This is a genomic window from Pseudomonas sp. EB271-G4-1 (assembly GCF_058791355.1).
The window spans coordinates 3,793-24,971 of record NZ_JBYTEO010000088.1 but is presented as its reverse complement, the minus strand read 5'-3'; the positions used below and the strand labels follow the sequence as shown (position 1 = coordinate 24,971).

18 protein-coding genes, 3 tRNA genes and 1 riboswitch are annotated in these 21,179 nt (G+C 60.0%); of the genes, 20 read left to right on the top strand and 1 reads right to left on the bottom strand.

The genetic code is table 11. The features are described from left to right. The first annotated feature begins 569 nt into the window (after positions 1–569). From AC3WWR_RS28250 to astE, 13 genes are all read left to right on the top strand, one after another. Entirely contained in the window at positions 570–1,346 is a 777-nt protein-coding gene (locus AC3WWR_RS28250) for an ABC transporter substrate-binding protein (protein ID WP_020800770.1), read from the top strand. A gap of 92 nt (positions 1,347–1,438) precedes the next feature. Next, positions 1,439–2,128 (top strand): ABC transporter permease, encoded by a 690-nt coding sequence (locus AC3WWR_RS28245; protein ID WP_008058010.1) that lies wholly within the window; start codon positions 1,439–1,441, stop codon positions 2,126–2,128. After that, positions 2,125–2,823 carry an ABC transporter permease gene (locus AC3WWR_RS28240; protein WP_020800771.1) on the top strand — a complete coding sequence of 233 codons (699 nt, stop codon included), beginning with the start codon at positions 2,125–2,127 and terminating at the stop codon, positions 2,821–2,823. The genes AC3WWR_RS28245 and AC3WWR_RS28240 overlap by 4 nt, the downstream gene beginning before the upstream one ends. Before the next feature lies 1 nt (position 2,824). Beyond that, positions 2,825–3,937, top strand: coding sequence for a M14 family metallopeptidase (locus tag AC3WWR_RS28235; protein ID WP_020800772.1), 1,113 nt, complete (start codon positions 2,825–2,827; stop codon positions 3,935–3,937). Positions 3,938–3,964: 27 nt separating this feature from the next. Beyond that, positions 3,965–4,729 carry an ABC transporter ATP-binding protein gene (locus AC3WWR_RS28230; RefSeq protein WP_007971015.1) on the top strand — a complete coding sequence of 255 codons (765 nt, stop codon included), beginning with the start codon at positions 3,965–3,967 and terminating at the stop codon, positions 4,727–4,729. Positions 4,730–4,932: 203 nt separating this feature from the next. Next, entirely contained in the window at positions 4,933–5,913 is a 981-nt protein-coding gene (gene argR / locus AC3WWR_RS28225; protein WP_033043292.1) for a transcriptional regulator ArgR, read from the top strand. A gap of 331 nt (positions 5,914–6,244) precedes the next feature. Further along, positions 6,245–7,465 carry an aspartate aminotransferase family protein gene (locus AC3WWR_RS28220; protein WP_020800774.1) on the top strand — a complete coding sequence of 407 codons (1,221 nt, stop codon included), beginning with the start codon at positions 6,245–6,247 and terminating at the stop codon, positions 7,463–7,465. Positions 7,466–7,657: 192 nt separating this feature from the next. Then, positions 7,658–8,677 (top strand): arginine/ornithine succinyltransferase subunit alpha, encoded by a 1,020-nt coding sequence (gene aruF, locus AC3WWR_RS28215; RefSeq protein WP_432668521.1) that lies wholly within the window; start codon positions 7,658–7,660, stop codon positions 8,675–8,677. Between the two features lie 74 nt (positions 8,678–8,751). Beyond that, positions 8,752–9,777: an arginine N-succinyltransferase gene (gene astA / locus AC3WWR_RS28210; RefSeq protein ID WP_020800777.1), complete on the top strand. Its 1,026-nt coding sequence runs from the start codon at positions 8,752–8,754 to the stop codon at positions 9,775–9,777. Further along, on the top strand, positions 9,774–11,243 hold the full coding sequence (astD, locus tag AC3WWR_RS28205) for a succinylglutamate-semialdehyde dehydrogenase (RefSeq protein ID WP_454866406.1): 1,470 nt from the start codon (positions 9,774–9,776) through the stop codon (positions 11,241–11,243). The genes astA and astD overlap by 4 nt, the downstream gene beginning before the upstream one ends. A gap of 139 nt (positions 11,244–11,382) precedes the next feature. After that, positions 11,383–12,729: an N-succinylarginine dihydrolase gene (gene astB, locus AC3WWR_RS28200; protein WP_033043290.1), complete on the top strand. Its 1,347-nt coding sequence runs from the start codon at positions 11,383–11,385 to the stop codon at positions 12,727–12,729. A 62-nt stretch (positions 12,730–12,791) separates the two neighbouring features. Beyond that, positions 12,792–13,082, top strand: a complete 291-nt coding sequence (locus tag AC3WWR_RS28195) for a hypothetical protein (protein ID WP_008057983.1) — start codon at positions 12,792–12,794, stop codon at positions 13,080–13,082. 12 nt (positions 13,083–13,094) lie between these two features. Then, positions 13,095–14,105, top strand: a complete 1,011-nt coding sequence (gene astE / locus AC3WWR_RS28190) for a succinylglutamate desuccinylase (RefSeq protein WP_020800780.1) — start codon at positions 13,095–13,097, stop codon at positions 14,103–14,105. A 127-nt stretch (positions 14,106–14,232) separates the two neighbouring features. Here the strand turns inward: astE and AC3WWR_RS28185 are convergent, their stop codons facing one another. After that, complete coding sequence (locus tag AC3WWR_RS28185) at positions 14,233–14,745, bottom strand: 6,7-dimethyl-8-ribityllumazine synthase (protein WP_020800781.1); 513 nt, start codon at positions 14,743–14,745, stop codon at positions 14,233–14,235. A gap of 102 nt (positions 14,746–14,847) precedes the next feature. After that, positions 14,848–15,019, bottom strand: a riboswitch (FMN riboswitch). Between the two features lie 196 nt (positions 15,020–15,215). On the opposite strand from AC3WWR_RS28185, the gene ltaE reads away from it, so the two are divergent. From ltaE to AC3WWR_RS28150, 7 genes are all read left to right on the top strand, one after another. Then, entirely contained in the window at positions 15,216–16,220 is a 1,005-nt protein-coding gene (ltaE, locus tag AC3WWR_RS28180; protein ID WP_033044644.1) for a low-specificity L-threonine aldolase, read from the top strand. Between the two features lie 146 nt (positions 16,221–16,366). Further along, positions 16,367–18,988 (top strand): alanine--tRNA ligase, encoded by a 2,622-nt coding sequence (gene alaS, locus AC3WWR_RS28175; protein ID WP_020800783.1) that lies wholly within the window; start codon positions 16,367–16,369, stop codon positions 18,986–18,988. Positions 18,989–19,079: 91 nt separating this feature from the next. After that, positions 19,080–20,321: an aspartate kinase gene (locus AC3WWR_RS28170; RefSeq protein WP_008057978.1), complete on the top strand. Its 1,242-nt coding sequence runs from the start codon at positions 19,080–19,082 to the stop codon at positions 20,319–20,321. 188 nt (positions 20,322–20,509) lie between these two features. Next, positions 20,510–20,698 carry a carbon storage regulator CsrA gene (gene csrA / locus AC3WWR_RS28165; RefSeq protein WP_002554426.1) on the top strand — a complete coding sequence of 63 codons (189 nt, stop codon included), beginning with the start codon at positions 20,510–20,512 and terminating at the stop codon, positions 20,696–20,698. A gap of 62 nt (positions 20,699–20,760) precedes the next feature. After that, positions 20,761–20,851 (top strand) — tRNA-Ser (locus tag AC3WWR_RS28160). 107 nt (positions 20,852–20,958) lie between these two features. Further along, positions 20,959–21,035: transfer RNA gene (locus AC3WWR_RS28155), tRNA-Arg, on the top strand. Between the two features lie 71 nt (positions 21,036–21,106). After that, positions 21,107–21,179, top strand: a tRNA-Arg gene (locus tag AC3WWR_RS28150).

Below are 21,179 nucleotides of genomic sequence, written 5' to 3'. Positions count from 1 at the left end.
GGCTCGCTCCCACAGGGGATTAGTGGTGATCAAAAAACTGTGGGAGCGAGCCTGCTCGCGAAGGCGGACCGTCAGGTGCCAAATAAACATGAGCCAATAATTATCGGCTTCCCCTGTGGGAGGTTTCCTACTGTTACCCGCGAGCTTTCAAGTTACTGAATGTGTAACCGCGCTGCGCCGATTCGGGGCATTGGGAAACGCCAAGCCCTGTTGGGGGCCTCCACAAACAATAAGAATCCACGCTGCGCTTGCCGGATTAGAAGGGTTTGCCAATAATAGGCCCGCAACTTGCAATATTGATCGGTTCACTGTCTTTTGCTCTTGCATGATTCTGCAAGGCTGTCAACGTGCCCGGGCGGCTTTCTCGGTGCTTCTGTAATTAGTTGTCGCATTGAAGAAATATCGGCTTCGGGCCTGTCGTTAGAATGCCGATCACTTGCTCGTCGTTGCCCGTGTTGAATTTCAACACCTGCATCCCAGGACGCAGCAACGCTTTCCGGTTCCACTCATTCGCATATTGGGCTATCGCTCACTCTGCCGTTTTAGCCCTTTACCGATGGAGTCCCAAGATGAAGAAACTCGTGCTGCTTGGCGCCCTGGCTATGTCCGCCGTGCTGTCCCTGCCATCCTTCGCCGATGAAAAACCTCTGAAGATCGGTATCGAAGCGGCTTACCCTCCGTTCGCTTCGAAAGCGCCGGACGGCAGCATCGTGGGTTTCGACTACGACATCGGTAACGCCCTGTGCGAAGAGATGAAGGTCAAGTGCGTGTGGGTTGAACAAGAGTTCGACGGTCTGATCCCTGCGCTGAAGGTGCGCAAGATCGACGCGATCCTGTCGTCCATGTCGATCACTGAAGACCGCAAGAAGTCCGTGGACTTCACCAACAAGTACTACAACACCCCGGCGCGCCTGGTCATGAAGGCCGGTACTCAGGTGGGCGACAACCTGGCTGAGCTCAAGGGCAAGAACATCGGCGTGCAACGTGGTTCGATCCACGAGCGTTTCGCCCGTGAAGTGCTGGCCCCGCTGGGTGCCGAAATCAAGCCTTACGGCTCGCAGAACGAAATTTATCTCGACGTGGCCGCCGGCCGCCTCGACGGCACCGTGGCAGACGCTACCCTGTTGAATGACGGCTTCCTGAAAACCGACGCAGGTAAAGGTTTCGCCTTCGTGGGGCCTGCCTTCACTGACGTCAAATACTTCGGCGACGGCGTGGGTATCGCCGTTCGCAAGGGTGACGCGCTGAAAGACAAGATCAACACCGCGATCGCCGCCATTCGCGAGAACGGCAAGTACAAGCAAATCCAGGACAAGTACTTCGATTTCGACATTTACGGTAAGTAAGTACGTCGCAACGACAAGTCCGAAATGGCGCAAGCAACAGGATCTCTGAGGTTTGCGCCATTTTTTCATCCCAACTTTCGAGGACCTGAATCATGTTGAAAGGCTACGGGGCTGTCATCCTCGATGGCGTTTGGCTGACGCTTCAGCTCGCCTTGTCGTCCATGGCCCTGGCCATTGTCCTGGGCCTGATTGGCGTGGCGCTTCGCCTGTCGCCAGTGCGCTGGCTGGCCTGGCTGGGCGACCTGTATTCCACGGTGATTCGCGGCATTCCAGACCTGGTGCTGATCCTGCTGATTTTCTACGGCGGCCAGGACCTGCTCAACCGCGTCGCGCCGATGCTGGGTTATGACGAATACATCGACCTGAACCCCTTGGCCGCCGGTATCGGCACCCTGGGCTTCATCTTTGGTGCCTACCTGTCGGAAACCTTCCGTGGCGCGTTCATGGCGATCCCCAAGGGGCAGGCCGAAGCCGGCATGGCCTACGGCATGAGCAGTTTCCAGGTGTTCTTCCGGGTGTTGGTACCGCAGATGATTCGCCTGGCGATTCCCGGTTTCACCAACAACTGGCTGGTGCTGACCAAGGCTACCGCGCTGATTTCGGTGGTGGGCCTGCAAGACATGATGTTCAAGGCCAAGCAGGCGGCAGATGCTACCCGTGAGCCTTTCACCTTCTTCCTCGCAGTGGCGGCGATGTACCTGGTGATCACCAGTGTCTCGTTGCTGGCATTGCGTCACCTCGAGAAGCGCTACTCGGTAGGCGTAAGGGCGGCTGAGCTATGATCTTCGACTACAACGTCATTTGGGAGGCCTTGCCGCTGTACTTCGGCGGCCTGGTGACCACCCTCAAGTTGCTCGCGCTGTCGCTGTTCTTCGGCCTGCTGTGTGCGTTGCCGCTGGGCCTGATGCGCGTCTCGAAAAATGCCGTGGTCAACATGACGGCGTGGCTCTACACCTACGTGATCCGCGGCACGCCGATGCTGGTGCAGCTGTTCTTGATCTACTACGGCCTGGCACAGTTCGAAGCCGTTCGCGAAAGCTTCTTGTGGCCGTGGCTGTCCAGCGCAACGTTCTGCGCGTGCCTGGCGTTCGCGATCAACACCAGCGCCTACACCGCCGAAATCATCGCCGGCAGCCTGCGCGCTACGCCGAACGGCGAGATCGAAGCAGCCAAGGCCATGGGCATGTCGCGGGTCAAGATGTACAAGCGCATCCTGCTGCCGTCGGCCCTGCGCCGTGCGCTGCCGCAGTACAGCAACGAAGTGATCATGATGTTGCAGACCACCAGCCTGGCGTCCATCGTGACCCTGATCGACATTACCGGTGCTGCGCGCACGGTCAACGCCCAGTTCTACCTGCCGTTCGAGGCGTACATCACCGCCGGCGTGTTCTACCTGTGCCTGACCTTCATCCTGGTGAAGTTGTTCAAGATGGCCGAGCGCCGCTGGCTGGGCTACCTGGCCCCGCGGAAGCACTGATATGGAACGCATCGATCATGCTTTGCCGTGGAGCCACCTCGGTAGCGAACGCCGGATTTCGGTATTCCGCTTCGGTGGTGGCGAGCGCAAGGCTTACATCCAGGCCAGCCTGCACGCCGATGAATTGCCGGGCATGCGCACCGCCTGGGCCCTGAAGAAGCGCCTGGCCGAACTCGAAGCCCAAGGTCTGTTGAACGGTGTGATCGAGTTGGTGCCGGTGGCCAATCCACTGGGCCTCGGCCAGTTGCTTCAGGGCAATCATCAAGGGCGTTTCGAGGCCGGTAGCGGCAAGAATTTCAATCGGGATTTCGTTGAGTTGAGCGCGCCAGTGGCTGCGCAACTTGATGGGCATCTGGGTGACGATCCGCACGCCAATATTCGTTTGATCCGCCAGGCCATGAGTGATCACCTGGCGGCATTGCCTGAGGCGAGCAGTCAGTTGCAAGGCATGCAGCGTGTTCTGCTCAGCCACGCCTGCACCGCCGATGTGGTGCTGGACCTGCATTGCGATGCCGAAGCGGCGCTGCACATGTACGCCTTGCCGCAGCACTGGCCGCAGTGGCGCTCGCTGGCGGCGCACCTGGATGTGAAGGTTGGCTTGCTGGCGGAAGATTCCGGCGGCAGCTCCTTCGACGAAGCCTGTTCGCTGCCGTGGCTGCGCCTGTCGCGTCTGTTCCCGGATGCGCAGATTCCGCTGGCGTGCCTGGCGACTACCATTGAATTGGGTGGTCAGGCCGACACCGGTCGCGCGCAATCCGAGGCTCACGCCGAAGGCATCCTGGCGTTCCTCGCCGAGCAAGGCCTGATCAGTGGCGAGTGGCCGAACGCGGCGCACGAACCTTGCGAAGGCCTGCCGTTCGAAGGCACCGAACTGCTGTTCGCCCCGCATCCGGGTGTGGTGAGTTTCCTGCGCAAACCCGGTGAATGGGTTGAGGCAGGCGATGAAATTTTCGAAGTGATCGATCCGCTGGCGGATCGGGTCAGCACGGTGTGTGCTGGTACGTCCGGGGTGCTGTTTGCCATTGAACGGCTGCGTTACGCCCAACCCGGTTTCTGGCTGGCCAAGGTGGCGGGGCGCGAAGCGCTGCGTCACGGGCGCTTGCTCAACGACTGACTGACTGTTTTTGTGAGAACCGACCGCATGTACAAGCTTGAAGTCCAAGACCTGCATAAACGCTATGGCAGTCACGAAGTGCTCAAGGGCGTGTCCCTGAAAGCGGCGGCCGGCGATGTGATCAGCATCATCGGCTCCAGTGGCTCCGGCAAGAGTACCTTCCTGCGCTGCATCAACCTGCTGGAACAGCCGCACGCCGGCAAGATCCTGCTCAACAACGAAGAGCTGAAGCTGGTGGCGAACAAGGACGGCGCGCTGAAGGCCGCCGACCCGAAACAGCTGCAACGCATGCGTTCGCGCCTGTCGATGGTGTTCCAGCATTTCAACCTGTGGTCGCACATGACCGCGCTGGAAAACATCATGGAAGCGCCGGTTCACGTGCTCGGTGTGTCCAAGGCCGAAGCTCGCGAAAAAGCCGAGCACTACCTGAACAAAGTGGGCGTCGCTCATCGTAAAGATGCTTACCCGGGCCATATGTCCGGCGGCGAACAGCAGCGTGTGGCGATCGCCCGTGCGCTGGCGATGGAACCTGAGGTGATGCTGTTCGACGAACCGACTTCGGCCCTCGACCCGGAACTGGTCGGTGACGTGCTGAAGGTCATGCAGGCCCTGGCCCAGGAAGGCCGGACCATGGTCGTGGTGACCCACGAAATGGGCTTCGCCCGTGAAGTGTCGAACCAGCTGGTGTTCCTGCACAAAGGCGTTGTTGAAGAAAGCGGCAACCCGCGTGAGGTGCTGGTCAATCCACAGTCCGAACGTTTGCAACAGTTCCTTTCGGGTAGCCTGAAGTAATCAAGACTCTCGTTGTGCACCTCGTAGGAGCTGCCGAAGGCTGCGATCTTTTGATGTTGATTGTTCACGTCAAAAGATCGCAGCCTCGTTTCACTCGACAGCTCCTACAGGGGATCTGTGCGGGCTTTTGAGATTTGTGTTCATTTACGGGCTAGCATTGGCCCATGCCTTCATCACTGTTCTTCGCTTCGGATCGCTCGCCCATGACTGCCCATCGAATAGGTTTCCTGATATGGCCCAGCACAAAAGCACTGACGCTGGCGCTGGCTGAGGAGGCCTTGCGGGTTGCCCAGCGTGTGCATCCCGACGTGGTTTATGAGCTGTCGTTCCTGCAGGCCGAACCGCAGGGCGAAGGTCAGTGGCAATTGCCCGGTGAACCCTGGGCCGGCAAGCTCGAAAACTTCCAGAAACTGTTCCTGCTCGCCGATGAGCCGCCGACCAGTCTCGCGCCGGCCCTGAGCAGTGCGCTCAAGCAGTTGGTGCGTGCCGGTTGTGTGATCGGCGGGCTGTCGGCCGGTGTTTATCCGTTGGCGCAACTGGGCTTGCTCGACGGCTACCGCGCTGCGGTGCACTGGCGCTGGCAGGACGACTTCGCCGAACGTTTTCCGAAAGTCATCGCCACCAGTCATCTGTTCGATTGGGATCGCGATCGTCTGACCGCCTGTGGCGGCATGTCGGTGCTCGACTTGCTGTTGGCGGTACTGGCTCGCGATCACGGCGCCGAACTGGCCGGCGCGGTGTCGGAAGAATTGGTGGTCGAGCGTATTCGCGAAGGCGGTGAGCGCCAACGCATCCCATTGCAGAACCGCCTGGGCTCCAGTCATCCAAAGCTCACCCAGGCGGTGCTGCTGATGGAAGCGAACATCGAGGAGCCGCTGACCACAGACGAAATCGCCCAGCATGTGTGCGTGTCCCGTCGACAACTGGAACGGATCTTCAAGCAATACCTCAACCGCGTGCCGAGCCAGTACTACCTGGAACTTCGCCTGAACAAGGCGCGGCAGATGTTGATGCAAACCAGCAAGTCGATCATCCAGATCGGCCTGTCCTGTGGTTTCTCTTCGGGCCCGCACTTCTCCAGCGCCTACCGCAATTTCTTCGGCGCCACGCCGCGCGAAGATCGTAACCAGCGGCGCAGCAGCAGCCCGTTCGAATTGTCGTCGGTTCCGTCGGAACGCGGCTAATCCCAGCACAAAAGGCCATGGCATTGTTCCCATGGCCTTTTGCATTCAAGCCCTCATCTCCATGTCCGCATTTGCGCAATCAACCCGCAGTAGAGAGTCGGGGTGGGCGGGTGCCGCAAATCAAATCCCCGCAACCCTGCCGTTAACCCGGTCGGCCAGTTAAACTGCGCCTTTGCGACCCTATTTGTCGCATTGCCATAAACCCGGGCAAAACCGGGTTTGGCGCTATAAGAAGTTGTCGCTTGGCGGCAAGGCCGGGCTGAAAACTGTCCTTACAATCCTCACCAAGCTCGCCAGTTTCAGGCGAGTGTTTTCTCTTCAGGAGACTCCGATGTCCGTTGAGCACGCTGCGGTAGAACGCGCCGATTTCGATCAGGTAATGGTTCCCAACTATGCGCCAGCCGCCTTCATTCCCGTGCGTGGCGCCGGTTCCCGCGTTTGGGACCAGTCCGGTCGCGAGCTGGTCGACTTCGCCGGCGGGATCGCCGTCAACGTATTGGGCCACGCACATCCGGCGCTGGTCGGTGCCTTGACCGAGCAGGCCAACAAGCTGTGGCACGTGTCCAACGTGTTCACCAATGAGCCGGCCCTGCGCCTGGCCCATAAGCTGGTCGATGCCACCTTTGCCGAGCGTGCTTTCTTCTGCAACTCTGGCGCCGAAGCCAACGAAGCGGCCTTCAAGCTGGCCCGTCGTGTCGGTTTCGACCGCTTCGGCAGCGAGAAGTACGAGATCATCGCCGCGCTCAACAGCTTCCACGGCCGTACCCTGTTCACCGTGAACGTCGGTGGCCAGTCGAAGTACTCCGATGGCTTCGGTCCGAAAATCACCGGTATCACCCATGTGCCGTACAACGACCTGGCCGCGCTAAAAGCTGCCATTTCCGACAAGACCTGCGCCGTGGTACTGGAGCCGATCCAGGGTGAGAGCGGTGTGATCCCGGCGGAACTCGAATACCTGCAAGGTGCCCGCGAACTCTGCACCGCGCACAACGCGCTGTTGATCTTCGACGAAGTGCAAACCGGCATGGGCCGTACCGGCCATCTGTTTGCCTATCAGCATTACGGCGTGATTCCGGACATCCTGACCAGCGCCAAGAGCCTGGGCGGCGGTTTCCCGATCGCGGCAATGCTGACCACCGAAGACCTGGCCAAGCATCTGGTTGTCGGCACCCACGGCACCACCTACGGCGGCAACCCGCTGGCGTGCGCAGTCGCCGAAGCCGTGATCGATGTGATCAACACACCCCAAGTGCTGGCCGGCGTCAATGCCAAGCACGACAAGTTCAAGGCACGCCTTGAGCAGATCGGCGAGAAGTACGGTCTGTTCACCCAGGTTCGTGGCCTGGGGCTGTTGATCGGTTGCGTACTGAGCGATGCCTGGAAAGGCAAGGCCAAGGACATTTTCAACGCCGCTGAAAAAGAAGGCCTGATGGTGCTGCAAGCCGGCCCGGACGTGGTGCGTTTCGCGCCAAGCCTGGTGGTCGAAGACGCGGACATCGACGAAGGTCTGGACCGTTTCGAACGTGCCGCGGCAAAACTGACGCAAGCCTGATAGACCCTTCGACGCCTGCAAGTCAGGCGTCGAACCCAATTTTTATGCCGGGCCCGTTTTTTATGTGGGAGCGAGCCTGCTCGCGAAGGTGTTTCAGTCGACATCAATGTTGCTGACATACCTTCGCGAGCAGGCTCGCTCCCACAAGGGTCCGGCTTATTTTCCTCAAGAGTATGAGAAAGGAGTGACACCATGCTGGTGATGCGCCCCGCGCAAATGGCTGATCTGGGCGAGGTACAGCGTCTGGCTGCGGACAGCCCGATTGGTGTCACTTCCTTGCCGGATGACGTTGAACGCCTGAGCGACAAGATCGCCGCGAGCGAAGCCTCGTTCGCTGCCGAAGTCAGCTTCAACGGTGAAGAGAGCTATTTCTTCGTACTTGAAGACACGGCCACCGGCAAGTTGGTGGGCTGTTCGGCGATTGTCGCCTCGGCGGGTTATTCCGAGCCGTTCTACAGTTTCCGTAATGAAACCTTCGTGCACGCCTCCCGCGAGCTGAAGATTCATAACAAGATCCACGTGCTCTCGCAGTGCCACGACCTCACGGGCAACAGCCTGTTGACCAGTTTCTACGTGCAGCGTGAGCTGGTGGGTTCACCGTGGGCCGAGCTCAATTCACGTGGCCGCTTGCTGTTCGTGGCCAGCCACCCGGAGCGCTTCGCCGATTCAGTGGTGACCGAGATCGTCGGCTACAGCGACGAAAATGGCGATTCGCCGTTCTGGGATGCCATCGGCCGCAACTTCTTCGATCTCAACTACGCCGAAGCCGAACGTCTGTGCGGCCTGAAGAGCCGGACCTTCCTCGCCGAACTGATGCCGCACTACCCGATCTACGTCCCGCTGCTGCCGGACTCTGCTCAGGAAGCCATGGGCCAGGTGCACCCTAGGGCGCAGATCACCTTCGACATCCTGATGCGCGAAGGCTTCGAAACCGATCACTACATCGACATCTTCGATGGCGGCCCGACCTTGCATGCCCGTGTCTCGGGGGTCCGTTCGATCGCCCAGAGCCGTGTGGTGCCGGTGAAAATCGGTGAGCCGGTCAAGGGTGCCGGTCGACAATACCTGGTGGCCAATGCCCAGTTGCAGGATTACCGCGCAATCATGCTCGAGCTCGATTACGCGCCGGGCAAGCCCGTGACCCTGGATCTGGAAGCGGCCGAAACCCTGGGTGTCGGTGAAGGTGCGAGCGTGCGCCTGGTGGCGGTTTAACGCCTGCTTGAAAAAAATGCCTGAAAAGCAGCGAGTTTCACGGGTGGCGCAAGCGGCCCGTTTGAGGAGATAGCATGATCGTTCGTCCCGTACGCAGCAGCGATTTACCCGCTCTGATCGACCTGGCCCGCAGCACCGGCACCGGCCTGACCACCTTGCCGGCCAACGAAGAGCGTCTGGCCCACCGGGTCGGTTGGGCCGAGAAGACCTTCCGTGGCGAAGCCGGGCGAGCCGATGCGGACTACCTGTTCGTGCTCGAAGACGACAATGGCCGCGTGGTGGGCATTTCCGCCATCGCTGGCGCCGTGGGCCTGCGTGAGCCCTGGTACAACTTCCGGGTCGGCCTGACGGTCAGTGCTTCGCAAGAGCTGAACATCTACCGTGAAATCCCGACGCTGTTCCTGGCCAATGACCTGACCGGCAATTCCGAGTTGTGCTCGCTGTTCCTGCATGCCGATTACCGCAGTGGCCTCAATGGCCGCATGCTGTCCAAGGCGCGGATGCTGTTCATCGCCGAGTTCCCGCAACTGTTTGGCAACAAGATCATTGCCGAGATGCGCGGGGTTTCCGATGAAGCCGGGCGTTCACCGTTCTGGGAAAGCCTGGGTCGGCACTTCTTCAAGATGGAATTCAGTCAGGCTGACTATCTGACCGGCGTGGGCAACAAGGCCTTCATTGCCGAGCTGATGCCGAAGTTTCCGCTGTACACCTGCTTCCTGTCGCCCGATGCGCGTAACGTGATTGGCCAGGTGCACCCGGACACCGAGCCGGCGCTGGCCATGCTCAAGAGCGAAGGTTTCAGCTACCAGGGCTACGTCGACATTTTCGACGCGGGCCCGGCCATCGAGTGCGAAACCGGCAAGATCCGCGCCGTGCGCGACAGCCAGGCGCTGGTGCTGGCTATCGGCACGCCGGGTGACGACGCCACGCCGTTCATCATTCACAACCGCAAGCGCGAAGACTGCCGCATCACTGCCGCTCCGGCACGTCTGGCCGCCGGCACGCTGGTGGTCGACCCGCTGACCGCCAAACGTCTTCAACTCAACGCAGGCGATCAAGTGCGCGCCGTGGCGTTGTCTGCTGCTCGGGAGTCGAAATAATGAAATCGCTATACATCGCAGGTGAATGGCTGGCAGGTCAGGGCGAAGCTTTTGAGTCGCTGAACCCGGTGACCCAGCAAGTCCTTTGGTCTGGCAACGGTGCCACCGCGGATCAGGTCGAATCGGCGGTACAGGCTGCGCGTCAGGCGTTCCCGGGCTGGGCCCGTCGCCCCCTGCAAGAACGTATTTCGGTGTTGGAAGCCTTTGCCGCAGCGCTGAAAAATCACGCGGACGAACTGGCGCATGCCATCGGTGAGGAAACCGGCAAGCCCCTGTGGGAAGCCGCCACCGAAGTCACCAGCATGGTCAACAAGATTGCGATCTCGGTGCAGAGCTACCGTGAGCGCACTGGCGAGAAGAGCGGCCCGCTGGGCGACGCCACCGCCGTGCTGCGCCACAAACCGCACGGTGTGGTGGCGGTGTTCGGGCCCTACAATTTCCCTGGGCACTTGCCGAACGGGCACATCGTGCCGGCCTTGCTGGCCGGTAACTGTGTGCTGTTCAAGCCAAGTGAGCTGACGCCGAAAGTCGCCGAACTGACGGTCAAGTGCTGGATCGAGGCCGGTTTGCCGGCGGGCGTGCTGAACCTGCTGCAGGGCGCTCGCGAAACCGGTATCGCCCTGGCGGCGAGCCCGGGCATCGACGGCCTGTTCTTCACGGGTTCCAGCCGTACCGGCAATCACCTGCACCAGCAATTTGCCGGTCGTCCGGACAAGATCCTTGCCCTGGAGATGGGGGGTAACAATCCGCTGGTAGTGGATCAGGTCGCCGATCTCGATGCCGCTGTCTACACCATTATCCAGTCGGCGTTCATCTCCGCCGGCCAGCGCTGCACCTGTGCCCGCCGCTTGCTGGTGCCGCAGGGCGCCTGGGGCGACACATTGCTGGCGCGCCTGGTGGCGGTCAGCTCGACGATTGAAGTCGGCGCGTTCGATCAGCAACCGGCGCCTTTCATGGGCTCGGTGATTTCCCTCGGCGCGGCTAAAGCGTTGATGGATGCCCAGGAGCATTTGCTGGCCAACGGCGCCGTGGCGCTGCTGGAAATGACTCAGCCGCAAGCGCAGTCCGCCTTGCTGACCCCGGGCATTCTGGACGTCACGGCAGTCGCTGAGCGCCCGGACGAAGAGCTGTTCGGCCCGTTGCTGCAAGTGATCCGCTACGCTGATTTTGAAGCGGCGATCGTTGAAGCCAACGACACCGAATACGGCCTGGCCGCCGGGCTGTTGTCGGATTCCGAAGCGCGCTACCAGCAGTTCTGGCTGGAAAGCCGCGCCGGTATCGTCAACTGGAACAAGCAATTGACCGGCGCGGCCAGCAGCGCGCCATTCGGTGGCGTCGGCGCCTCGGGCAACCACCGCGCCAGCGCCTACTATGCGGCGGATTACTGCGCATACCCGGTGGCCTCACTGGAAACCCCGAGCCTGGTGTTGCCGGCGGCCCTCACGCCTGGCGTGAAAATGGCGTGATGCCATTCGCGAGCAGGCTCGCTCCCACATTGGAATGTATGTCCCTGTGGGAGCGAGCCTGCTCGCGAAGGTCGCCACGCGGTCTTACTCAATTGTTACCAGAAGCCTATAACAAACAGATTCTCGTGGAGCCTCGCTGATGAAATCCTATGAAGTCAATTTTGACGGTCTAGTGGGGCCGACCCATAACTACGGCGGCCTGTCCTACGGTAACGTCGCGTCCCAGAGCAACAGCCAGCAGTCTTCCAATCCGAAGGAAGCGGCGCTGCAAGGCCTGGCGAAGATGAAAGCGCTGATGGACATGGGCTTTCAACAGGGCGTGCTGGCGCCACAGGAACGTCCGGACGTGGCTGCCCTGCGTCGCCTGGGTTTTGGCGGTACCGACGCTCAAGTCATCGAGCGCGCCGCCAAGGAAGCCATGCCATTGCTGGTCGCCAGCTGCTCGGCTTCAAGCATGTGGGTGGCCAACGCGGCCACCGTCAGCCCGAGCGCCGACACCGCGGATGGCCGCGTGCATTTCACCGCCGCCAACCTCAACTGCAAGTACCACCGCAGCATCGAGCACCCAACCACCAGTCGCGTGTTGGGCGCCATGTTCGCCGACCAGAAGCACTTCGCCCACCACGCCGCGCTGCCGGCCGTGGCGCAGTTCGGTGACGAAGGCGCAGCCAACCACACGCGTTTCTGCCGTGAATACGGCGAAGCCGGTGTCGAATTCTTCGTGTTCGGTCGCAGTGCTTTCGACACCCGCTACCCGGCACCGCAGAAATACCCGGCGCGCCAGACTCTCGAAGCGTCGCAGGCAGTCGCTCGCCTGCACGGCCTGAGCGATGACGGCGTGGTCTACGCCCAGCAGAACCCGTCGGTGATCGACCAGGGCGTGTTCCACAATGACGTGATCGCGGTCGGTAACGGTGAAGTGCTGTTCTATCACGAGGACGCTTTCCTCGAGACCGAGAAAATGCTCGCCGAACTGCAGAGCAAACTCGCCAAGGTCGGTGGGAAATTTCAATCGATCTGTGTACCGCGTTCCGCGGTAACCGTCGAAGACGCGGTGCGTTCCTACCTGTTCAATAGCCAGTTGCTGTCGCGTCCTGACGGTTCCATGCTGTTGATCGTGCCGGAAGAATGCCGTGGCAACGAGCGCGTATGGCAATACCTGCAGGGTTTGACCAGCTCCGGCGGCCAGATCAGCGAAGTGAAAGTCTTCGATCTCAAGCAGAGCATGCAGAACGGCGGTGGCCCTGCCTGCCTGAGGTTGCGTGTTGCGCTCAACGAAACCGAGCTGGCGGCCGTCAACCCAGGCGTTATCATGACGGCACCGTTGTACGGCACCCTGACCGAATGGGTCGAGAAGCACTACCGCGACCGCATGACCGAAAACGATCTGGCGGACCCGCAATTGCTGCTCGAGTGCCGGACGGCACTGGATGAACTGACGCAAATCCTTAAACTGGGCGCGGTTTATCCATTCCAGATCAATTGATCGACGGCGCGTTGTCATGCACGACGGCGCGCCGCTTCATCTCCACTGAGAGCGTAAAAGACATGAGCGACAAACTGCAGCTGATCCTTGAAGACACCGACGGCACGCAACTGGAAACGTCCTGCACCCGCGTCGCGGTCATGTGGCAAGGCAAAGAGCTGTGGATCCAGCACGATGGTCGTGGCCAATTGCTGATCGGCGTGGACGTCGAAGAAGGCGATGCTGAATACGCCAACCTGCTGTTGCGCCCATTGGCGACTAATCTGGTAAGTCTGCAACTGGAGATGGAACCGGCTGACCTCGGCGACGACGAGGAACACGTTCACGGCCCGGATTGCAATCACGACCATTAAGGAAACCGCTCTATGCTCGCCCTCGGCAAACTGCTTGAACTGACCCTCGCCGGCCGCGAACCGGCGGAGAAGACTCAACTGACTGTCGAAGGCGTGCGCATGCGCTGGTTGAGCGAAGGTGCGCTGGAAGTGCGACCGCCGCAAGCCCGTGATAATGGCCTGGACCTGCTTTTATCGGCCGGTATCCACGGCAACGAAACAGCGCCGATCGAACTGCTCGATCGCCTGTTGCATGACATCGCCCGCGGCGACCTGAAGCCGCGTGCCCGCATTCTGTTCCTGTTCGGTAATCCTGAAGCCATTCGCAAGGGCGAGCGTTTCGTCGAGCAGGACGTCAATCGGCTGTTCAATGGCCGTCACGAACAAAGCAGTGGCTCCGAAGCGCTGCGCGCCTGTGAGCTGGAGCGTCTGGCGGCCAGTTTCTTCAGCCTGCCGGATCGTCAGCGACTGCACTATGATTTGCACACGGCGATTCGCGGCTCGAAAATCGAACAGTTCGCCTTGTACCCCTGGAAGGAAGATCGCCAGCATTCACGCCAGGAACTGGCCCGGCTTCGCGCCGCAGGCATGGAGGCGGTGCTGTTGCAGAACAAGCCGTCCATCGTCTTCAGTTCCTATACCTACGACAAGCTCGGAGCCGAGTCCTTTACCCTTGAACTGGGCAAGGCGCGACCGTTCGGGCAGAACGACGGGGTGAACGTTTCCTTGCTGGAAAACCGTCTCAAACAGATCATCGAAGGCACCGAGCCGGAGTTGGCGGAAGAGGCGTTGGACGGTTTGCAGCTGTTCAGCGTGGCACGGGAAATCATCAAGCACAGCGACAACTTCCGCCTGAACCTGCCAGTGGATATCGAGAACTTTTCGGAGCTGGAAGTGGGTTACCTGCTGGCGGAAGACATCGCCAATACCCGCTGGATCATCGAGGAGGAGGGTGCCCGGATCATCTTCCCGAACCCCAAGGTGAAGAATGGCCTGCGTGCCGGCATCCTGATCGTGCCGACCACCGACGAAAACCTCGCCTAAGGACAACACAAAACCACTGTGGGAGCGAGCCTGCTCGCGATTTATCCGAGAGCGCCGCGGGGAGCCAGACTTCCCGCGTAATCGTTGACGACCATCGCGAGCAGGCTCGCTCCCAAAGGTTCAGTGTTTAGACAGCTACGGCGCGCGGTTCAGTGCGACGCAGGCTACGGATCTTCATCAGCGTATCCGCGCACGTCTTCGCTGCTTCCTGTCCCTTATGCACGAAATGCTCGAAGAAGAACTTATGATGCAGTTCTTCACCCGCGTGAAAGTGGTGCGGGGTCAGCGATACCGAGAACACTGGCACTTCCGTTTCCAGTTGCACCTGCATCAGGCCGCTGACGACCGACTGGGCGACGAACTCGTGGCGGTAGATCCCGCCGTCAACCACCAGGGCTGCCGCGACGATGCCGGCATAACGGCCGGTCTTGGCCAGCAACTTGGCGTGCAGGGGCATTTCAAAGGCGCCGCCGACTTCGAAGAAATCGATGTCGGACTCCTGATAACCCTGGGCAATCATTTCAGCGACGAAGCCTTTACGGCTCTGGTCGACAATGTCCTTGTGCCAGCAGGCCTGGATGAACGCAACGCGTTCGCCATGGTGGTGTTTGCTTTTGCTGTCGATTGCGGTGGGTTGCATGTTCTGATTCCTGTTTGTGTGAAAAACAGGGCTTATGAATCGAATGGGATTTAAGGGTATGCACGCTCGCACGAGTGCCTGCGGACAGCCCTTTGGCGCCAATCCCGTTCTCTCTTCATCCGGACTATGACCGTCGGCCCCGGAATCACACCGGGTCTGCTGACCTTGTCGCCATGCACGGCAAAAGCCGTGCCTGTCACCAAGCGCTCGCGGGCTATGCGTGTTGCACGCAATTACCGCCGGTGGGGAGTTGCACCCCGCCCTGAGAACGTTTTGCCGCCAGATTGTTAGGCGGCGAAGCTTTTTTATCACATATTTCTCATCTGTGCATGGCTGCTATCCGATGATTGCTATCGACTTTTTCGTCGAAACAGCAAGTCGATTGCTGCCCAAGGGTTGAATATTGGTTGGCATGACCGCAGTACTTCCCGTCTGAAAGGGATTTCCCCCTGCTAACCGAGGCCAGATTCATGAGCGTTATCGATCTTCGCAGCGACACCGTCACCCAACCCACCCCTGGCATGCTCGAGGCGATGGCCACCGCCGTCACCGGTGACGACGTGTATGGCGAAGACCCGACGGTCAATCGACTGGAAGCCGAGCTGGCAAATCGCCTGGGTTTTGCTGCCGCACTGTTTGTCCCGACGGGCACCATGAGCAACCTGCTGGGCTTGATGGCCCATTGCGAGCGCGGTGACGAATACATCGTCGGCCAGCAGGCTCACACCTATAAGTACGAAGGTGGCGGGGCGGCGGTACTTGGCTCGATCCAGCCACAGCCGCTGGAAGTACAGGCCGATGGCTCGCTGGACCTTGCGCAGGTCGCGGCGGCGATCAAGCCGGACGACTTCCATTTTGCCCGCACCCGTTTGCTGGCGCTGGAAAACACCATGCAGGGCAAGGTCCTGCCCCTCGAATACCTGGCACGGGCGCGCAACTTTACCCGCGAACACGGGTTGCAACTGCATCTGGACGGTGCGCGGCTCTACAACGCGGCGGTCAAGCTGGGTGTCGATGCGCGGGAAATCACCCGGCATTTCGATTCCGTCTCGGTGTGCCTGTCAAAAGGCCTGGGCGCACCGGTGGGTTCGGTGTTGTGCGGTTCGGCAGAGCTGATCGGCAAGGCACGGCGCCTGCGCAAGATGGTCGGCGGCGGCATGCGCCAGGCCGGGATCCTGGCGGCGGCGGGCCTGTACGCGCTGGACCACAACGTCCAGCGCCTGGCCGACGACCACGCCAACGCCCAATTGCTGGCGCAAGGCCTGCGTGCAGCAGGTTTCGAGGTCGAGCCGGTGCAGACCAACATGGTTTACGTCGCCATGGGCGACAGGGCCGAAGCACTCAAGTCATTCGCCGCCGAGCGCGGGATCAAGCTCAGTGCTGCCGCTCGTCTGCGCATGGTCACGCACATGGACGTCAGCGCTACGCAAATCGAGCAGGTCGTCGCGACATTCGTCGACTTTTCCAGTAAGTGATAGCGTTAGCGCTCCAATTGACCGTTTCTATCGTATAAACACGCTGTACCCCGCGCGCAGGGCCGATATAATGCGGCCCTTTGCCGTCGCTTCGTCTGTTGACGTTTCGAACAGGCCTTTGGCCGCAGCCTCCGTGGAAGAACCTAATGAAAAGCGCAGAAATCCGTGAAGCCTTCCTTCGCTTCTTCGAAGAGCAAGGCCACACTCGTGTAGCCTCCAGCTCTTTGATTCCGGGCAACGACCCAACCCTGCTGTTCACCAACGCGGGGATGAACCAGTTCAAGGACTGCTTCCTGGGCCAGGAAAAGCGCGCGTACACCCGCGCCGTCAGCAGCCAGAAATGCGTGCGCGCCGGCGGCAAGCACAACGATCTGGAAAACGTCGGTTATACCGCTCGTCACCACACCTTCTTCGAAATGCTGGGTAACTTCAGCTTCGGTGACTACTTCAAGCGTGACGCCATCACTTACGCCTGGAACTTCCTGACTTCCGACAAATGGCTGAACCTGCCGAAGGAAAAGCTCTGGGTCACCGTCTACGCCAGCGATGACGAGGCGTACGACATCTGGACCAAGGAAATCGGGGTTCCGGCCGAGCGCATGGTTCGCATCGGCGACAACAAGGGCGCGCCTTACGCCTCCGACAACTTCTGGACCATGGGCGATACCGGCCCGTGCGGCCCTTGCACCGAGATTTTCTACGATCACGGCGCCGACATCTGGGGTGGCCCACCGGGCTCGCCGGAAGAAGACGGCGACCGCTACATCGAAATCTGGAACAACGTGTTCATGCAGTTCAACCGCACCGCCGACGGCGTGTTGCACCCGCTGCCAGCGCCATCGGTGGACACCGGCATGGGCCTGGAGCGGATCAGTGCCGTGCTGCAGCATGTTCACTCGAACTATGAAATCGACCTGTTCCAGAGCCTGCTGAGCGCTTCGGCCAAGGCCATCGGTTGCACCAACGATGCCCAGGCTTCGCTGAAAGTCGTGGCTGACCACATTCGTTCCTGCGGCTTCCTGATCGCCGACGGCGTGCTGCCGTCCAACGAAGGCCGCGGTTATGTGCTGCGCCGCATCATTCGCCGCGCTTGCCGTCATGGCAACAAACTGGGCGCCAAGGGCAGCTTCTTCTACCAGATCGTCGCGGCCCTGGTCGCCGAGATGGGCGAAGCTTTCCCTGAATTGAAATCCCAGCAGTCGCATATCGAGCGCGTGCTCAAGGCCGAAGAAGAACAATTCGCCAAGACCCTGGAACAGGGCCTGAAGATCCTCGAGCAGGACCTGGCCGAATTGAAGGGCGACGTGGTGCCAGGCGACGTAGTGTTCAAACTCTACGACACCTACGGTTTCCCGATGGACCTGACTGGCGACATCGCTCGCGAGCGCAACCTGACCATCGACGAAGCAGGCTTCGAGCGCGAGATGGAAGCCCAGCGCGTCCGTGCCCGTTCGGCCAGCTCCTTCGGCATGGACTACAACAGCCTGGTCAAGGTCGATGTGGACACCGAGTTCACCGGCTACACCGCCCACAGCGGTTCGGCAAAAATCGTTGCTCTCTATAAAGACGGGCAATCGGTCGACGTGTTGAATGAAGGCGACGAGGGCGTGGTTATTCTGAACCAGACGCCGTTCTACGCCGAATCCGGCGGGCAGATCGGTGATTGCGGCTTCCTCCAGGCTGGCGCTGCACGTTTCGACGTGCGCGACACCACCAAGACCGGCGGCGCGTTCCTGCACCACGGTGTGCTGGACTCGGGTAGCCTGATCGTCGGTGCTCCGGTCGAGACTCACGTCGATGCCGAAGTGCGTCACGCGACGTCGCTGAACCACTCGGCGACTCACTTGCTGCACGCCGCATTGCGTCAGGTGCTGGGCGATCACGTTCAGCAGAAAGGCTCGTTGGTCGACAGTCAGCGCCTGCGCTTCGACTTCAGCCACTTCGAAGCCATCAAGCCTGAGCAGCTCAAAGCGCTGGAAGACATCGTCAACGCCGAGATTCGCAAGAACTCCGAAGTTGAAACCGAAGAAACCGATATCGAAACCGCCAAGCAGAAAGGCGCCATGGCGCTGTTCGGCGAGAAATACGGCGACAACGTGCGCGTGCTGAGCATGGGCGATTTCTCCGTCGAGCTGTGCGGTGGTATCCACGCCAACCGTACCGGCGACATCGGCCTGCTGAAAATCATCAGCGAAGGCGGTGTGGCTGCTGGCGTGCGCCGTATCGAAGCAGTGACAGGCGCTGCGGCACTGGCTTACCTGAACGCTGCGGAAGAGCAACTCAAGGAAGCGGCCAGCCTGGTCAAGGGCAGCCGCGACAACCTGATCGACAAGCTGTCGGCTGTGCTGGAGCGCAACCGTCTGCTGGAGAAGCAACTCGAGCAGTTGCAAGCCAAGGCCGCCAGTGCGGCGGGTGACGACCTGTCGGCGCAAGCCTTGGACGTCAAGGGCGTGAAAGTGCTGGCCGTGCGTCTGGACGGGCAGGATGGCAAGGCGCTGCTGGCGCTGGTCGATCAACTGAAAAACAAACTCGGCCGCGCAGTGATCCTGCTCGGCAGTGTCCATGAGGAAAAGGTCGTTCTGGTTGCAGGCGTAACCAAAGACCTGACTGGCCAACTCAAAGCCGGTGATTTGATGAAACAGGCCGCTGCGGCAGTGGGCGGGAAGGGCGGTGGTCGTCCAGACATGGCGCAAGGCGGTGGTACCGACGCTGGCGCCCTGGATGCGGCACTGGCGCTGACCGTACCGTTTGTAGAGCAGGGTTTATAAGGCAGTGTCTGCGGTCCGCAGTCTAGTGGCGGGCCGCAACGCTGTTTGAGTGTTTATTTGGGCGCCCTTCATGGGCAGAGGCGGCTTTGAAATGGCTTTGATCGTACAGAAATTTGGAGGCACCTCGGTCGGCACCGTCGAGAGAATCGAGCAGGTTGCCGACAAGGTTAAGAAATTCCGTGATGCCGGCGATGACCTGGTGGTTGTGCTGTCTGCAATGAGCGGCGAAACCAACCGTCTGATCGATCTGGCCAAGCAAATCAGTGGCGGCGATCAACCGGTTCCTCGCGAGCTGGACGTGATCGTCTCCACCGGTGAGCAGGTGACGATTGCCCTGTTGGCCATGGCGTTGATGAAGCGCGGTGTACCAGCGGTGTCCTACACCGGCAACCAGGTACGGATCCTGACGGATAGCGCACACAACAAAGCGCGTATCCTGCAGATCGACGACCAGAAGATTCGTGGTGACCTTAAGGCCGGTCGCGTGGTGGTTGTCGCCGGTTTCCAGGGCGTCGACGAGCACGGCAATATCACCACCCTCGGTCGTGGCGGTTCCGACACCACCGGCGTGGCCCTGGCAGCGGCCCTGAAGGCTGACGAATGCCAGATCTACACCGACGTCGATGGCGTCTACACCACAGACCCGCGCGTGGTGTCCGTGGCCCAGCGCCTGGACAAGATCACCTTCGAAGAGATGCTGGAAATGGCCAGCCTCGGTTCCAAGGTTCTGCAGATCCGCGCGGTGGAATTCGCCGGCAAGTACAACGTCCCGCTGCGCGTATTGCACAGCTTCAAGGAGGGTCCGGGCACCCTCATTACTATTGATGAAGAGGAAACCATGGAACAGCCGATCATTTCCGGTATCGCTTTCAACCGCGATGAAGCCAAGCTGACCATCCGTGGCGTGCCAGACATCCCAGGCGTTGCCTTCAAGATTCTCGGCCCTATCAGCGCCGCGAACATCGAAGTCGACATGATCGTGCAGAACGTCGCGCACGATAACACCACCGACTTTACCTTCACCGTGCACCGCAACGACTACCAGGCGGCGCAAACCGTGCTGGAGAAAACCGCTGGCGAGCTGGGTGCACGTGAAGTCATCGGCGACACCAAGATCGCCAAGGTGTCGATCGTCGGCGTTGGCATGCGCTCCCACGCAGGCGTCGCCAGCCGCATGTTCGAAGCGCTGGCCAAGGAAACCATCAACATCCAGATGATCTCGACTTCGGAAATCAAGGTTTCCGTGGTGATCGAAGAGAAGTACCTGGAACTGGCTGTGCGCGCCTTGCACACGGCTTTCGAACTGGACGCACCGGTCCGCCAGGGCGAGTGATGCGTTTGCCAGAGGGCGCGGTCTGACCGCGCCCTTTGTTTTTTTGCACGGCGCGACCCCAATGCTGTTCTTTTGCTCGCGCTGGTCAATACTCAGGCATGTAGGCCTTCGACCACTTTGGTTGTAGGTCGAGTGCCTTTTTTTTGCAGACTGTTGTCCCTGAAAATGTAATGCGTGAGGAGAAAGGTATGCTGATTCTGACTCGTCGGTGCGCAGAAAGCCTGATTATTGGTGATGGCGAAATCACCGTGACCGTGCTCGGCGTCAAAGGAAATCAAGTGCGCATCGGTGTCAACGCCCCGAAAGAGGTTGCGGTCCACCGTGAGGAAATTTACCTGCGTATAAAGAAAGAGAAGGACGAAGAACCAAGCCATTAATTTTTATCGTTTTTTATGTTTGCAAACGGGGAAAAGGTTGGTTAAGATACGCCCCGTGTTGCGGAGAGCTGGCCGAGTGGCCGAAGGCGCTCCCCTGCTAAGGGAGTACACCTCAAAAGGGTGTCGGGGGTTCGAATCCCCCGTTCTCCGCCATTATTTGCGTAGTACGTTGTAATCTGGCTTCTTCGGTAAGTTGTTGAAATTACTAGAAAAAGTGCTTGACATAGAGATTAGACGGCCTATAATGCGCGGCAACAAATGCACTCGTAGCTCAGCTGGATAGAGTACTCGGCTACGAACCGAGCGGTCACAGGTTCGAATCCTGTCGAGTGCACCATTTAAGAGTTGTTTGCAGTGATGTGAATAACTTGGCTTCAACCAGTTGTGATCTGGTCTAAAAACACAAATGCACTCGTAGCTCAGCTGGATAGAGTACTCGGCTACGAACCGAGCGGTCACAGGTTCGAATCCTGTCGAGTGC